The following is a 14,041-nucleotide window of genomic DNA, read 5'->3' as shown; positions in this document are numbered from 1 at the left end:
AGCCAAATTTAGTCATATTTCCATCGAAGTGACAAATGCCTTTAGGAGGTTTCGGCCCACTCGAGCACCCGCAGTGCCCGGAGGGTGTTCCAATGGCTGGGGCGGCCGTCGCCCTGGTCCAGCGGGAAGTGAATCCGGCCGGGATGGCTGTTCTCCAGCAGCCATGTTCCGTCGGGTTGGCGCTTCGAGCGCACCAGGTCCACGGCCTCGGCCAGCCGGGCATCCGGGGCAGCTCCGGCGTTCCGGAAGTAGTCCAGGCCTCGGAGCACGTCGTAGTGCCAGCGGGTCGGGTAGGAAAACTGCAGCCACTTCGGGTCGATCAGTGCTCCGGTGCTCTTCCGGCGGAGCAAGCCACGCTCCAGCAGGTACTCCTCGCCTCGCTGCCTCGCCGCTGCGGCTTCGGGTGCGCCTCCGGTGGCGCGGCCGTACTCGAGCAGTCCCTCGAGGACGTTGATCGTCGTGTCAACCGAGGAGCGTGTGGACCCTCTTTCCGCTTCGCAGTTCCAGCCGCCGTCGTCGAGCTGTTCGTCGAGCAGCCGGGCAACGATGCCGTCGACGTCCTCGCCGAAGTAGGCGCCCAGGGCGACGGCCATTCCGTTGATGCAGGGCTCCACCTCGCCGTCGAAGTAGGGCTGGCCGCCTTCTTCCCAGCGGCTGTTGGCCCGGACACGGCCGACGGCGCGCCGTGCCCCGTCGCTGCTGGGGTCCAGCCCAAAGTCCCGCAGGAGCAGGAGGCTGAACGTTGTCGCGGTCCACGGTTGCCCCGGCTCCGCGCCGTCAAAAGGGACGGGAAAATGCGTGCCGCCGTCCCACTGGCCGTCGTCGCCCTGCAGCGCCAGCAGGCGGGCACCCCAGCCTTCGACCGAAACGCGGGCGCGCTCGGCGGCCGTCTCCTGCGCCGGGGAGTCGGTGAGGTCCCGCAGCACCTGCCAGCGGATGGCGGGGTCGGAGTCGAGGAGCCAGTCGAGGACGTTCATCCGCAACAAGCTAGCACCGGCTCCGACGTCCGTGGAAGGGGGCGCCGTGGAAGGGCGATGGCGGCAGTGGGCGACGTCGGCAGCTCAATCGACGTCGTCGTCGGCCAGCCGGCGGAAGTCCCTTGAGAGATACAGCGCAAGCGCGGCCGAATTGCCGCTGTCCACCGTGACCGCCACCCTGTTCCGGCCGAGCGTATGCAGTGCGTGCAGGCAGTGGCCCAGCAACTCTTCCGCCAGCCCCTGCCGGCGGTGGTCCGGGTGGGTGAATAGTTCGGCGATCACGGAATCCCAGTCCCCGGCGGTCCCGGATGCGGGCTCCGTGACGATGATGGCGGCGGCGAGCTCGCCACCGGGGCCGGCCAGGACCGCGGACGCTTCCGGCACGTGCCGCCCCTCGGCGCCGTCAAGGAGCGCGTCGATCCATCCGGACGCGCGGTCAGGGGGCTGGGGCAGGCCGTCGGCATAGGAGTCCCGGTACATCGCGGACAGTTGGGGAATGTCCGTGGCCTGGATGGGCCGTATCGCTGCGGCCGGGCGGCTGCCCTCGCGTGGACCGGTCGCTGCGGTCAGGATGATCAAGGGATTCACGGGCGATCCTGCTCTCTCTTGCAACCAGCTGGACGCCCTCAGGGTGCCCCTTCCAGCTTGCACCCGCTATATTGCAGCCGCATTTCCGGAGGGTGATATCCAGGCAACGGGAAGACCGTCGGAAGGTTAACGCCGGCTGGCCGCCGGTGGTTCCGCCGTCCGGCCGACGACGGCGGTGACGAATCCCGCCGGCGCCCCGCGCCGTCGGGATTCCCGGCCGAAGTTCCGGTGCTCCTCCACCGCCAGGCCGAAGGGCCTTAGGAAATCAGTCACGCGGTCCCGGGCCGGTGGCGTGGTGTCGATGCCGAAGCCGAGGGGTTCGCCCGCAAAGGCGGTGGCGGCGCGGGCGAAGCGCATGTAGGGCGAGCGGGAAGCGAGCGTCCGGGCGGAGAAGTAGTCGAAGGCAACCACGCTGCCCGGAGCGGTTCCGGCGATCCGGCGCAGCGTCTCCTCGACGGTCGGGCGGTCCAGGTACATGGTCACCGCTTCCCAGAGGAAGAATGACCGCCGGCGCGGGTCGAAGCCGGCCGCCTCGAGCCTGTCGTACCAGTCGTCCTCCCGGAGGTCGGCCGCCACGTAGCTCGCCGTGCGGGCGGGGAGTCCGGCCCGCTGGAGCATGCTGAGTTTGAAGGCCTGGGTGCGGGGCCTGTCCAGTTCGAAGCAGCGCGGGCCGCCGGCCGCGGGAAGCCTGTAGGCTCGCGTGTCGAAGCCGGCGCCGAGGATGACGAGCTGGTCGATGCCGGGCAGGTGCCGCACGAGGGCGGCGTCGTAGAAGCTGGTCCGCGCCGCCTCCTGATGGCTCAAGGGCGGCTTTCCTTCATAGGGGTACCGGTAGATCCTGGGCACGTAGCCGGTGAGACGGTGGGCCACCGCCGTCGGCACCGCCACCAGGCCGAATCCGATCCGGGAGACATTCGGCATCACCACCATCAGCCGCGCCGCGGGCCCGTCCGCCCGTGTCCCCAGCCGGTGCTGCATGTACCGGGAGTAAAGCGACGCGAGCAGGGTGGCGGACACGGCGGTCCGATGGCTGTAGACGAGCAGCCTGGGCAGAGCCCACAGGTAGCCGGCTGCCCCCAGCGGGAGCAGCGCCAGCTGAATCAGGCGGAACGACGCTGCCGCCGCGGGGTTAGGCCTGCCGAGCTGCGCCATGGAAGGCCTCCTGGGGTTGCCGGCCATCCTCCTCCACAGCCACCCTGGCCGGCAAGGGCCGGAGGGCCTGGCGGCGGTTTCTGCGACGGAAATGGTCGCGCGATACGGCAACGGTCCGGTGCTACGGGGATCCCCGTAGCACCGGACCGTTTGCACGGCGGCAACCTGGAACCGCGTCGCGAAGCCGCCGCGCAGGCTAGGCCAGGGTTGCCGTGTCGATCACGAACCGGTAGCGCACGTCGGAGGCGAGCACACGCTCGTAGGCTTCGTTGATCTTCTCGGCCGGAATGACCTCAATCTCGGCCCCGAGGTGGTGCTCGGCGCAGAAGTCCAGCATCTCCTGGGTCTGGCGGATACCGCCGATCATGGAGCCGGCGAAGGAGCGTCGGCCGCCAATCAAGGCGAACGCGTTCACGGGCAGCGGTTCTGCCGGGGCGCCGACGTTGACCATGGTGCCGTCGAGGCTCAGCAGCTGCAAGTAGGAGCTGATGTCGATCGAGGCGCTGACCGTGTTGATGATCAGGTCGAAGCTGCCAGCGAGCTCGGTGAAGGTATTCTCGTCGCTCGTGGCGAAGTAGTGGTCCGCGCCGAGGCGCAGGCCATCTTCCTGCTTCTTCAGCGACTGCGAGAGGACGGTCACCTCGGCACCCATCGCGTGGGCAATCTTGACGGCCATGTGGCCCAGGCCGCCGAGCCCAACGACGGCCACCTTCTTGCCGGGGCCCGCGTTCCAGTGGCGCAGCGGCGAGTAGGTGGTGATGCCGGCGCAGAGCAGGGGCGCGGCGACGTCGAGCTCGATGCCCTCAGGGATCCTGACGACGAAGTCTTCGGTCACCACGACGTGGGTGGAGTAGCCGCCCTGGGTGATGGTCCCGTCGCGGTCCACGGCGCCGTAGGTGCCGGTGTTGCCCTTAAGGCAGTACTGTTCCTCGCCGGCCTGGCAATTGGCGCACTCGCCGCAGGAGTTCACCATGCAGCCGACGCCGACGCGGTCACCGACGGCGTGCTTGGTCACGGCCGAGCCGACTTCGGTGACGATGCCGGCAATCTCGTGGCCCGGGGCGAGCGGGTAGGACTGCGGTCCCCAGTCGCCGCGGACCGTGTGGATGTCAGAATGGCAGATGCCGGCGAACTTGATCTCGATCAGGACGTCGTGTGGGCCGACGTCGCGGCGCTGGATGGTGGTGGGGACAAGGTCCTCGGAGGCGGACGGGGCGGCGTATGCGTTTACGGTAAGCATTCTTCTCCAGTAAGAGTCGATTGAGCGGTTACGGTCGTGGGGGAGAGGAGTAGGTCCAGGGGCTTGGGGGGCGCCTCGGAACCTGTCGGCCCACGATGGCGCGGTGGCCGGACGGCATTCCGTCCGGGCCACAGTATGGGCCAACACCATGCCGGGCCGGAATGTTCCGCAGCGGACCGGATTTTTGCGGACCATGGCCCGCGCGGTGCTGTAAATGCCCACGGATCCAGCTAACCGCGCCCGGCGGCGGCGCGGGAGTCCCTGCTGGTACAGGTACTGGCAGGCCCTCCCTACTCTGCCGGCTAGCTGCCCATGCCCGGGTGGACGCGGACGAACTCGATCATGTTGCCTGAGTCGGCCTTTTTCCTGGGCGCCCGCGAGAAACCCTTCGCGTCCAGGTGGTTCTGCGCCCGGTACTCGGCGAGGGCGTCGTCGTACGCCGCGTTCAGCTGCTGGCCGGTGAATTCCTCGCTGGATCCGTCGGAGAAGGTGATCGTGATGGGCGTGCTGGCAGGGAAGTGCCGCTTCATGCGAATGAAGCCTTCGGCGTCCTGCTGGAGCTTGATCAATGGTTCCGCCTTCGTCATCGGGAGGATTCCAGTCTCCCGTACTTTCCGGCGCGCCACGACACGGCAACGGATTCCGGGGCCCGGGGTCACGGAGCGAACCGGGCCGCGAGCCGTTTGCGGGGACAATGGAGGGGTGACTTCAACGCCCTCCGCCCACGAACCAGCTCACCGGCCTTTCGATCTCGAGAGGATTGGAGCCGGCCTCGTGTTTGCCGGCTCGCTGGGCACCCTTGGGGACGTGCTGCACGCGGGGGGATCTTCCGGCTCTGCGGTGGTAGAGGCACCGCCGGGATCCGGCAAAACCACGCTCGTGCCTCCGCTGCTGGCCAACCTCACCCTGCAGCACGGCGGCGGCAGCCGCCCGCCGCGCATCGTGGTGACCCAGCCCCGCCGCGTCGCAGCGCGTTCCGCGGCCCGGCGCCTCGCCGAGCTGGACGGCAGCAAGCTCGGCGGCCGGGTCGGCTACACGGTTCGTGGAGACCGTCAAGCAGGCCCCGGAACGTGGATCGAGTTCGTGACGCCCGGCATCCTGCTGCGCCGGCTGCTGGCCGATCCGGGCCTGGACGGCACCGGCGCCGTGGTGCTCGACGAGGTCCATGAACGCGGCCTGGAGACCGACCTGCTGCTCGGCATGCTCGCGGAGGTCCGCCAGCTGCGGGGTGACCTCACCCTCGTCGCGATGTCGGCAACCCTGGACGCGCCCCGATTTGCCGCCCTGCTGGGGGACGCCCCGCACCGAGACACCCCGCCCGGAGACGCCCCCCACGACGCCGCAGCAGCGGCGCCCGTCGTGGGCTGCGCATCGGCACTGTACCCGCTGGAAGTCCAGTGGGTGCCCGCCCCGGGTCCCCGCCTCGACGCCCGCGGCGTGACACGGACCTTCCTGGACCACGTAGCGGACACGGCTGCGCACGCGCATGCCGCGGCGCTGGCCGGCGGAGAGGACATCGACGCACTGGTCTTCGTTCCGGGAGCGCGGGAGGTCTCCCACGTCGCGGGCCGGTTGCGCGGACGGGTGGGGGCGGAGGTGCTGGAATTGCACGGACAGGCCGGCGCCGACGCGCAGGACCGTGCCGTGTCCGGCCGCCGGCCCGGCGAACCCGCTCGGATTATCGTCTCCACCGCGCTGGCCGAGTCCTCGCTGACTGTTCCGGGGGTCCGCCTGGTGGTCGATTCCGGTCTGTCCCGTGAGCCGCGCCGGGACTCCGGGCGCGGTATGACTGGCCTGGTCACGGTCTCCAGCTCGCGGGCCTCCGCTGACCAGCGCGCCGGACGGGCCGCCCGCCAGGGGCCGGGACGGGTGGTGCGCTGCTACGACCAGAAAAGCTACGGCGCCGCCCCGGCACAACAGACCCCGGAGATCGCCGTCGCCGACCTCACGGCGGCCGCCCTGGTCCTGGCCTGTTGGGGTTCCCCCGGCGGCAGCGGGCTGGCGCTCCCGGACGCCCCGCCCAAGGCGGCGATGGACGAGGCCGTCGACGTGCTGCGGGAACTCGGCGCCGTCGGACCCGCCGGCCTCGCCACGGAGCTGGGCAAGACGCTGGCCCGGGTACCCGCTGACCCCCGGCTCGCGCGCGCGTTGCTGGACGGCGCGTCCGCCGTCGGGGTCCGCGCCGCCGCGGAAGCCGTTGCCGTCGTCGCCGGGGGGCAGCGCGCCCCCGGCGCCGATTTGCCCGGACTCCTGCATGCGCTGCGTTCCGGCCGGGACCCAGGCTCCCGACGCTGGGCCGACGACGTACGGCGGATGGAAGCAATCGTGCGCGCTGAGGAGTCCGTCAGCCCGGCCGCGCCGGTGCCGGGAGTGGCCCCGGGCAGTGCGGAGGCTACCGGGTTCGTCGTCGCCCTTGCCTTCCCGGACCGGGTGGCCCGCCGCGTCCCGGGATCGGCGGAGCGGTACCTGCTCTCGTCCGGCACGCGGGCCGGACTTCCCGCCGGGAGCCGCCTCTCCGGGCACGAGTGGCTGGCCGTCGCCGAGGTCTCACGCGCCGAAGGGCACGACGCGGCTGGCACCGGGGCCGTCATCCGATCGGCCGCGCCGCTGACGGCGGAAGCCGCGGAAGCCGCGGCGCGCCAGTTGCTCAGCGACACGGTGGAGGCGGCGTTCGGCCAGGGCAAGGTCACGGCCCGCCGGGAGCGCCGACTGGGCGCGATCGTGCTCTCGTCGACTCCCGTGCGGCCGACCGCGGTGGAAGGCCGCACCGCGGTGTCGCGTGCCGTGGAACGGGCTGGGCTCCAAGTGATCGGCTGGTCCCCGGCCGCGGACGCCCTGCGCCGCCGCCTTGCCCTGCTGCACCGTGAACTCGGCGAGCCCTGGCCCGACATGTCCGAGCCGGCCCTGCTGTCACGGCTGGACGAATGGCTGGCACCCGAGCTCGAGGCCCTGGCCGCCGGGGCGCCCACCAGCGGCATCGGCCTGGCCGACGCGCTGCGGCGGCTGCTGCCCTGGCCCGAAGCGGCCCGGCTGGCGGAGCTGGCGCCGGAGACGCTGGCGGTACCGAGCGGCTCGCGGATCCGAATCGACTACCCCGACGCCGGGGACGACGACGGCCGGCCGGTGGTGGCGGTCAAGCTGCAGGAGTGCTTCGGCTGGGACCAGACGCCGCGCCTGGTGGATGGTCGGGTGCCGGTGCTCTTCCACCTGCTCTCGCCGGCCAGGCGGCCGCTCGCGGTGACCGACGACCTGGCGTCCTTCTGGTCCGGGCCCTACGCGCAGGTCCGGGCCGAGATGCGCGGACGCTACCCTAAGCACCCCTGGCCGGAGGACCCGTGGACCGCGCCCGCGACGGCGAAGGTCAAAAGCCGGATGTAACCGATCAAGGGGGCGGCGCGTCAGTCTTCGGGGAGGCCCGGTTCGTAGGTCCCGGCGCTCCACTCCCGCCCCTGGGGGTCCAGCACCCGCGTCCGCCGGGCACCCCACTCCGTGCTTTCGGGCTCGATGACGCTGGTGGCGCCGGCGGCCACAGCCCTGCGGTAGAAATCGTCGACGTCGTCCAGCAGCAGGTACAGGCCCTGGCCCGTGGAGTGGCCGAGCAGGCCGGCCCGCTGGTAGTCGGCGTCGTCGCTCGCCACCATCAGGACGGCATCACCGAGCCGGACTTCCGCGTGGACAACGCGGCCAGCGGGCCCATCCTGGCGTCGGACGACGTCGAACCCTACCCGTTCCATCCACGCCAGGGCCGCGGGGGCGTCCGGGTAGCTGAGGTAGGCAAAGAGCTTGGCACCCATGAGGGCATAGTATTCCCGGGCGCGTCCGGAGGACCAGCCATTGAACGAGCGCTACCCGGCCTCGGCCCCGTCCCAGGCCACATGGACCCAGCGCTGGCCCTCGCCGTCCCAGGATTCCGAGTGGCCGAGGAGAGCCAGGTCCTGGAAGCTGACGTCGATCCCGTTGCGCTGCAGCTCGTCTCGGAGTTCGCTGGTGGCCTCGCGGACGGCTGTTACTACGGCCTCGGGATTGTCGGATTCCACGCGCCGGGAGGATTCGTATGGTTTGCTCATGGGCACCATCTTTCAGCCTCGGAGCCTTAATGGGAACCACCCGCCGCAACCGGAGCAGCGGGGATCAGCTGCCGATCAGGCGTTCCCCGTTGCCCCAGCAGACCGCACGCAGCCAGTCGTCGTCGAGCCGTGGCTCCTTGTCGCGGAGCCGTTCGAGGGACTCCAGCTGATGTGCGTACGGGTACGGGATGTTCGGGAAGTCGCTGCCGAGCACGATCCGGTCCGCATACTCCGCGAGCTTCGGCAACAGCCGGACCGGGAACGGGGCCACCCCTTCGAAGAAATCGGTAAACGCCATCGTCGTGTCGAGATGGACGCGCGGGTATTTCTCGGCCAGGGCCAGGAACTCGCCATACTCCGGCGTGCCCAGGTGCGCGACGACGGCGGCCAGTCCGGGATGCCGGCGCAGCACGCCCTCGAGCTTGTCCGGGCCGGTGAACCCGGCCCGCGGGACCGGGCCGCTGCCCACGTGCACCACCACGGGGCTGGCCGCCTCCGCAAGGAGTCCCCAGACTGGGTCCAGGACCGGATCGCGCAGGTCGAAGCCGCCCACCTGGGCGTGGATCTTGAAGACCTTCGCGCCACGGTCGAGGGCTGACGCGACCTGGCCCAGCACGCCGTCCTCCGGGTAGAAGGTGGCGCTGGGCACGCAGTCCGGCTCCGCCGCGGCGAGATCCAGGGCAAAATCCGTGAGGTCTGCGGCCATCCCGGGCCGGTGCGCGTAGGCGAGGGCGGTGAAGCGGCGGACCCCCAGTGCCCGAAGCTGGGCCAACCGGCTGTCCTGGTCCGTGCGGTAGGTGATCGGCCACGGCCGGCCCACCAGCGGTCCGGCCTCGTCGAAATGCGCCCAGACCCGCCGCAGCATCCGCTCGGGGAGGAAATGTGTGTGGATATCGATCAGACCCGGCAGTCCCAGCCGCTGCCACCAGGCCGGGACATCGCTGTCCCGCAGTGGTCCCGGCCGCCCGCTGCGGGTTTCCGGCCCGGTCACGGCGTGCCCTTATCTGCCCGGTCCTCGCTGTGCCGCCGAATGAACTCCGCCACCGCGGGTGCCAGGCTCGCCCCGACCTCCTCCGGCGCCCGCTTGGTCCCGGCCACGGCAAAGGAATGGTCGCCACCTTCACACCACTGCAGCGTCACGGCGGGCCCGATGCGCGCCACCACGGACTCCAGCAGCTCCGGGGTAGCGAAGGTGTCACGGCTGCCCTGGAGGAACAGCATCGGCAGTTTCAGCCCGTAGAGGTGCTCGTCGCGCAGCTTCTCGGGCTTCCCCGGGGGATGCAGCGGATAGCCCAGGTACACCAGCCCCGCCGCGGGCATGCCCTCCGCCACGGCCATCGACGCCATCCGGCCGCCGAATGACTTGCCGCCGGCCCACAGTGGCTCGCCCTCGGAGCGGGCGGCGGCAGCCTCCATGACGGCGCGCCAGGCCGCGATCGCCGCCGGCGGCCGGTCCGGAAACCTCCGTCCCGCCTCGCGGTACGGGAAGTTGAAGCGCAGCGTGGCGACGCCGTCGTCGTTCAGGGCGGCAGTGAAGCCGCGCAGGAACGGGTGCTCCATCCCGGCGCCGGCGCCGTGGGCCACGACCAGCGTCGCGACGGGGCTGGCGGGCCGGGCATAGACGCCCGAGACCGTGCTGCCGCCGACGTCGATGCTGAGCGGAAGCTCAGCGGCGGGCATGCAGGATTCCGCGCAGGGTCAAACCCACGGCGCAGGCCACCGGGGCCAGGCCCACCAGCAGGGCGATGGGGTTGGACCGGAACACGATGCATCCTCCCTGGCTGCGGGCGTAGACGCCGAGGGGCAGGACGAAGCCGCCGCCCCGCCGCCGGCCCCTGCCGGAGCTTCGTCGGAGGCGGGCGCGCTCCCCCCGCCGAAACCGAAGGAGACCAGCGCCACGGGGATGAGTTCCTCGCCGCCGAGTTGCACGGCGTCGCCGTACGCCCGGGACACCCCGACATTCTTGAACGCGTCCACGAGTGACGAAAAAGCCTCAGCCATGTGAGCCACCCTAACCACCGGCCACGGTGAGCACCAGCACCGGCACCCGGACAGTCGCCGGAGCCTGCGCTTCCGGGACGTCCGGCCCCTGTTCGGGCGCCCCGGTTGCCAATAGATTGGGGCTGGGGCAAGCCACCGGCTGAGAGGAAAAGAAGCATGTCAACCACTGCTGGGGCCGCGGCGCGGCTGGCCGGGGCGCTGGCCATTGTGCTCGGTACCAAGGACATCCCGCTTCGGCTGCGCGCCTGGGACGGTTCGGAAGCCGGTCCGGCCGGGGCACCGCTGCTGGTGTTCCACTCCCGCCGGGCGCTCCGGCGGATCCTCTACTCGCCCGGGCAATTGGGCCTGAGCCGGGCCTACGTGGCCGGTGACATCGAGGCGCCGGGCGACATTTTCGCCAGCTTCGCTGCCCTCAGTTCGGCGGGTAAATTTGCCGAACCCGGGCCGTTCCGCCGGCCCACGGCGCGGGAACTCTGGACCCTGGCCACGGCGGCGGTCCGGCTCGGCGCCCTGGGGCGCAACCCAGCGCCGCCCCCGGAAGAAGCCCGCGTGGCACGCAAGGGCCGCCGCCACTCCCGGAAGCGCGATGCCGCCGCCATCTCGCACCACTACGACGTCGGCAACCGCTTCTATTCGCTCGTGCTCGGGCCGTCCCTGGTGTACTCCTGCGCCGTCTGGGAGAGCCCGGAAACCGGCCTGGACGCGGCCCAGGAAGCCAAACTCGACCTGGTGTGCCGCAAGCTCGGCCTCCAACCCGGGATGCGGGTGCTGGACGTCGGCTGCGGCTGGGGCAGCTTCGCCCTGCACGCCGCGCAACGCTACGGCGCCGACGTCGTCGGAGTCACGCTCTCCGCCGAACAAGCGGAACTTGCGCGCAAGCGGGTCGCGGAGGCGGGCCTGACGGACCGCGTGGAGATCCGGATCCAGGACTACCGTGACGTGGACGACGGCCCGTTTGATGCGATCAGTTCCATCGGCATGTCCGAGCACGTGGGCCGCGAACAGATCGGCCACTACGTCTCCCGGCTGCACGGGCTGCTCCGTCCCGGCGGCCGGCTGTTGAACCACGCCATTTCCTGGAATGCGGGCCCCACCGACCCGGATCCGAATTCCTTCATTCCGCGCTACGTCTTCCCGGACGGGGAGATGCTGAGCCTGGCCGAAATGGTCGGCGCCCTGGAGGGCGGCGGCCTGGAAGTGCTCGACGTCGAGGCCCTGCGCCCGCACTACGCGTTGACGCTGCGGGCCTGGGTGCAGAACCTGGAAACCCACTGGGACGAGGCCGTGCAGGCCAGCAGCATGGGCCGGGCCCGGGTCTGGCGGCTTTACATGGCCGCCAGCGCCCTGGGATTCGAAGCCGGAACCACGGGAGTCAACCAGGTCCTGGTGCAACGCGCCGGCGGAGCCGCACCCCCGCTGCGCCGGACCGCCTGGCTCTGATGGCACCGGAACCCGGCGCCGCCGTAGCAGAGGGGCTTTCCTCGGCGGAGGCGGCCCGGCGGCTGGCCGCCGAGGGGCCGAACGAGCTGCCGACCGCTAAACCGCGGAACCTCCTGCAACAGGCCTGGGCCGTGATCCGCCAGCCCATGCTGCTGCTCCTACTGGGCGCCGGTACGGTGAACTTCCTTCTCGCCGAACCGCTCGACGGCGTACTGCTGATGTCCTTCGTGGTCGTGGTGATCGGCATTTCCATCTACCAGGAGCGCAAGACGGAGAACGCCCTCGCGGCGCTGCGGGACCTGTCCTCGCCGCGGGCCCTCGTGCTCCGCGACGGGGAACAGGTGCGCATCGCCGGACGTGACGTTGTGCGCGGGGACATCGCACTGCTGTCCGAGGGGGACCGGGTCCCGGCCGACGCCGTGCTGCTGGAGGCCCGCAACTTCTCGGCGGACGAGTCCGCCCTGACGGGGGAGTCCGTCCCCGTGCGCAAGGCGCCGGGCCCGGCCGGCACTGCCGAGGAAGCGATGGGCCGCCCCGGCGGGGACGCGACGCCCTGGGTCTTCTCGGGCACGCTGGTGGTCAAGGGCCACGGCCTGGCCTGCGTCAAAGCCGTCGGAGCGGGAACGGAACTGGGCCGGATCGGCTCCGCACTGCGGTCCATCGAGGATGAACCCACGCCGCTGCAGCGCGACATCGACCGGCTGGTCCGCTACCTGGCCGTGTTCGGACTCGCGGCCGCCGCCGTCGTCGTGACGGTGTACGGGCTGACCCGCGGAAACTGGCTGGAGGGCCTGTTGGCCGGGATCGCGACCGCGATGGCGATGCTCCCCGAGGAGTTCCCGGTGGTGCTTACCGTGTTCCTGGCCCTCGGGGCCTGGCGGATGTCGCAAAAGCACGTCCTGACCCGGCGGTCACCGGTCATTGAAGCCCTCGGTTCGGCGACCGTCATCTGCGTCGACAAAACCGGCACCCTGACGCTGAACAGCATGACCGTGCGCCAACTGGTGGTCGGTGCCCGGAGCCACACCCTCGATGACGGGCCGCTGCCGGAGGCATTCCACACGATCGCCGAATTCGGTGTACTCGCCTCCCCGGTGGACCCCTTCGACCCGATGGACAAGGCGTTCAAGGCCGTGGGTGCCCGGTATCTCAACGGCTCCGGACATCTGCACGCCGACTGGGACCTCATCCGGGAATACCCGCTCTCCGAGGGCCTGCTCGCCCTCTCGCACGTCTGGCGCGCCCCCGACGGAAGCCACTACGTCGTGGCTGCCAAGGGCGCCCCGGAAGCGATCGCCACACTGTGCCGCCTTGACCCGGGCCGGCGCGCAGTCCTGATGGCAGAGGTGGAAGTGGCCACCGCCAGCGGCCAGCGCGTCCTGGCCGTGGCGCGCGCATCGTTTGACCGGGCCGGGCGCCTACCGGCACAGCAGGCCGATTTCGCCTTCGAGTACCTGGGCCTCGTCGGTCTCCACGATCCGCTGCGGCCCGGCGCGGCCGACGCCGTCGCGGCCTGCGCCCGCGCCGGAGTCCGCACCGTGATGATTACCGGAGACTACCCCGGAACCGCCCTGGCCATCGCCGGCGAGATCGGCCTGGACCATGGGTCCGGCGTTATCACCGGTCCCGAGCTGGAGGCCATGACGGACGATGAACTCGCCCGGCGCATCCGGACCGTCAGCGTCTTCGCCAGGATGGTACCGGAGCAGAAACTGCGGCTCATCCGTGCCCTGAAAGCCAACGGCGAAGTGGTCGGCATGACCGGCGACGGCGTCAACGACGCGCCTGCCCTCCGCGCGGCGGACATCGGCATTGCGATGGGCGCGCGCGGCACCGACGTGGCCCGCGAGTCCGCCGACCTGGTCATCACCGACGACGACTTCAGCTCGATCGCCGGCGGCATCCGCCAGGGCCGCGGCATTTTCGACAACCTGCGCAAGGCCCTCGCCTACACCATCGCCGTGCACGTCCCGATCGTCGGCATGTCCCTGCTGCCCGTCTTCGTCAGCGAGTGGCCGCTGGTGCTGCTGCCGGTCCAGATCGCGTTCCTCGAACTCATCATCGACCCCGCCTGCTCCGTGGTCTTCGAAGCCGAGGAGATCGACCCGGCGATCATGGACCAGCCGCCGCGTGAGGCCGGCCAGGGGATCTTCGGCCGCCGGGTGCTGACCATCGCCGCCTGCCAGGGGCTCTCCGTGCTCGCGGCCGTCGTCGGCGTCTACCTCTGGAGCCTCGGCGCCGGGCGGCCCGACGACGTGATCCGCTCGGTCTCGTTCGCCACCCTCGTCACCGGCAACCTGTCGCTGATCCTGGTCAACCGGTCCTGGCGGCTGCCGGTCTGGCGCACGTTCCGCGAGCGCCGCAACCGCACGCTCAAGTGGGTGGTCGGCGGCGCGGCCCTGCTGTTGGTGGTGCTGCTGAGCGTCCCCGGGCTGCGCGGCGCCTTCAATTTGGGCCCGCTCGCGGCGGGCGACTGGCTGCTGGCCATCCTGGCGGGGGCCGCCGGCGTCTCGTGGTTTGAAATCTACAAGACCCTCCGCCGCTCCTGACGCGGGTGCCTCCCTTTCACTGGGCAG

The 14,041-nt window shown here is 70.9% G+C and carries 12 protein-coding genes; 3 read left to right on the top strand and 9 right to left on the bottom strand.

Features of this window, described 5'->3' with window-relative positions; genetic code table 11:
* Window positions 1–41 precede the first annotated feature (41 nt).
* From ACZ5Z0_RS02210 to ACZ5Z0_RS02190, 5 genes are all read right to left on the bottom strand, one after another.
* Window positions 42–977, bottom strand: a complete 936-nt coding sequence (locus ACZ5Z0_RS02210) for a prenyltransferase/squalene oxidase repeat-containing protein (protein WP_464109700.1) — start codon at window positions 975–977, stop codon at window positions 42–44.
* An 84-nt stretch (window positions 978–1,061) separates the two neighbouring features.
* Complete coding sequence (locus ACZ5Z0_RS02205; protein WP_464109699.1) at window positions 1,062–1,565, bottom strand: N-acetyltransferase family protein; 504 nt, start codon at window positions 1,563–1,565, stop codon at window positions 1,062–1,064.
* 126 nt (window positions 1,566–1,691) lie between these two features.
* Window positions 1,692–2,717 carry a class I SAM-dependent methyltransferase gene (locus ACZ5Z0_RS02200; protein ID WP_464109698.1) on the bottom strand — a complete coding sequence of 342 codons (1,026 nt, stop codon included), beginning with the start codon at window positions 2,715–2,717 and terminating at the stop codon, window positions 1,692–1,694.
* Between the two features lie 196 nt (window positions 2,718–2,913).
* Window positions 2,914–3,957 carry an NAD(P)-dependent alcohol dehydrogenase gene (locus ACZ5Z0_RS02195; RefSeq protein ID WP_464109697.1) on the bottom strand — a complete coding sequence of 348 codons (1,044 nt, stop codon included), beginning with the start codon at window positions 3,955–3,957 and terminating at the stop codon, window positions 2,914–2,916.
* Window positions 3,958–4,259: 302 nt separating this feature from the next.
* Window positions 4,260–4,526, bottom strand: a complete 267-nt coding sequence (locus ACZ5Z0_RS02190; protein ID WP_464109696.1) for a hypothetical protein — start codon at window positions 4,524–4,526, stop codon at window positions 4,260–4,262.
* Between the two features lie 133 nt (window positions 4,527–4,659).
* On the opposite strand from ACZ5Z0_RS02190, the gene hrpB reads away from it, so the two are divergent.
* On the top strand, window positions 4,660–7,335 hold the full coding sequence (gene hrpB, locus ACZ5Z0_RS02185) for an ATP-dependent helicase HrpB (RefSeq protein ID WP_464109695.1): 2,676 nt from the start codon (window positions 4,660–4,662) through the stop codon (window positions 7,333–7,335).
* Window positions 7,336–7,355: 20 nt separating this feature from the next.
* Here the strand turns inward: hrpB and ACZ5Z0_RS02180 are convergent, their stop codons facing one another.
* The 4 genes from ACZ5Z0_RS02180 to ACZ5Z0_RS02165 form a co-directional block, all read right to left on the bottom strand.
* Window positions 7,356–7,751 (bottom strand): VOC family protein, encoded by a 396-nt coding sequence (locus ACZ5Z0_RS02180; RefSeq protein WP_464109694.1) that lies wholly within the window; start codon window positions 7,749–7,751, stop codon window positions 7,356–7,358.
* Window positions 7,752–7,802: 51 nt separating this feature from the next.
* Window positions 7,803–8,024, bottom strand: a complete 222-nt coding sequence (locus ACZ5Z0_RS02175; protein WP_464109693.1) for a hypothetical protein — start codon at window positions 8,022–8,024, stop codon at window positions 7,803–7,805.
* A gap of 64 nt (window positions 8,025–8,088) precedes the next feature.
* Window positions 8,089–9,015 carry an amidohydrolase family protein gene (locus ACZ5Z0_RS02170; protein ID WP_464109692.1) on the bottom strand — a complete coding sequence of 309 codons (927 nt, stop codon included), beginning with the start codon at window positions 9,013–9,015 and terminating at the stop codon, window positions 8,089–8,091.
* On the bottom strand, window positions 9,012–9,704 hold the full coding sequence (locus ACZ5Z0_RS02165) for an alpha/beta hydrolase family protein (protein ID WP_464109691.1): 693 nt from the start codon (window positions 9,702–9,704) through the stop codon (window positions 9,012–9,014). Before ACZ5Z0_RS02165 ends, ACZ5Z0_RS02170 begins: the two co-directional genes overlap by 4 nt.
* Before the next feature lie 477 nt (window positions 9,705–10,181).
* Here ACZ5Z0_RS02165 and ACZ5Z0_RS02160 point away from each other — a divergent pair, with 477 nt between their 5' ends.
* Both ACZ5Z0_RS02160 and ACZ5Z0_RS02155 read left to right on the top strand, forming a co-directional pair.
* A complete protein-coding gene (locus ACZ5Z0_RS02160) occupies window positions 10,182–11,465 on the top strand; it encodes a class I SAM-dependent methyltransferase (RefSeq protein WP_464109690.1) in 1,284 nt (427 codons plus the stop codon).
* The gene (locus ACZ5Z0_RS02155) at window positions 11,465–14,014 is read left to right on the top strand and encodes a cation-translocating P-type ATPase (RefSeq protein ID WP_464109689.1); all 2,550 of its coding nucleotides are present in this window, start codon (window positions 11,465–11,467) and stop codon (window positions 14,012–14,014) included. The genes ACZ5Z0_RS02160 and ACZ5Z0_RS02155 overlap by 1 nt, the downstream gene beginning before the upstream one ends.
* Window positions 14,015–14,041 lie beyond the last annotated feature (27 nt).

The organism is Arthrobacter sp. T2-23 (assembly GCF_055398325.1).
The sequence above is the reverse complement of the archived record's forward strand: the minus strand, read 5'-3'. Positions and strand labels throughout refer to the sequence as shown.

Excerpts from the sequence above, each read along its gene's own strand:
- ACZ5Z0_RS02210 (WP_464109700.1), bottom strand. The coding sequence starts at position 977 with ATGAACGTCCTCGACTGGCTCCTCGACTCCGACCCCGCCATCCGCTGG.
- ACZ5Z0_RS02180 (WP_464109694.1), bottom strand. The coding sequence starts at position 7,751 with ATGGGTGCCAAGCTCTTTGCCTACCTCAGCTACCCGGACGCCCCCGCG.
- ACZ5Z0_RS02155 (WP_464109689.1), top strand. The coding sequence starts at position 11,465 with ATGGCACCGGAACCCGGCGCCGCCGTAGCAGAGGGGCTTTCCTCGGCG.
- ACZ5Z0_RS02175 (WP_464109693.1), bottom strand. The coding sequence starts at position 8,024 with ATGAGCAAACCATACGAATCCTCCCGGCGCGTGGAATCCGACAATCCC.
- ACZ5Z0_RS02200 (WP_464109698.1), bottom strand. The coding sequence starts at position 2,717 with ATGGCGCAGCTCGGCAGGCCTAACCCCGCGGCGGCAGCGTCGTTCCGC.
- ACZ5Z0_RS02165 (WP_464109691.1), bottom strand. The coding sequence starts at position 9,704 with ATGCCCGCCGCTGAGCTTCCGCTCAGCATCGACGTCGGCGGCAGCACG.
- ACZ5Z0_RS02195 (WP_464109697.1), bottom strand. The coding sequence starts at position 3,957 with ATGCTTACCGTAAACGCATACGCCGCCCCGTCCGCCTCCGAGGACCTT.
- ACZ5Z0_RS02160 (WP_464109690.1), top strand. The coding sequence starts at position 10,182 with ATGTCAACCACTGCTGGGGCCGCGGCGCGGCTGGCCGGGGCGCTGGCC.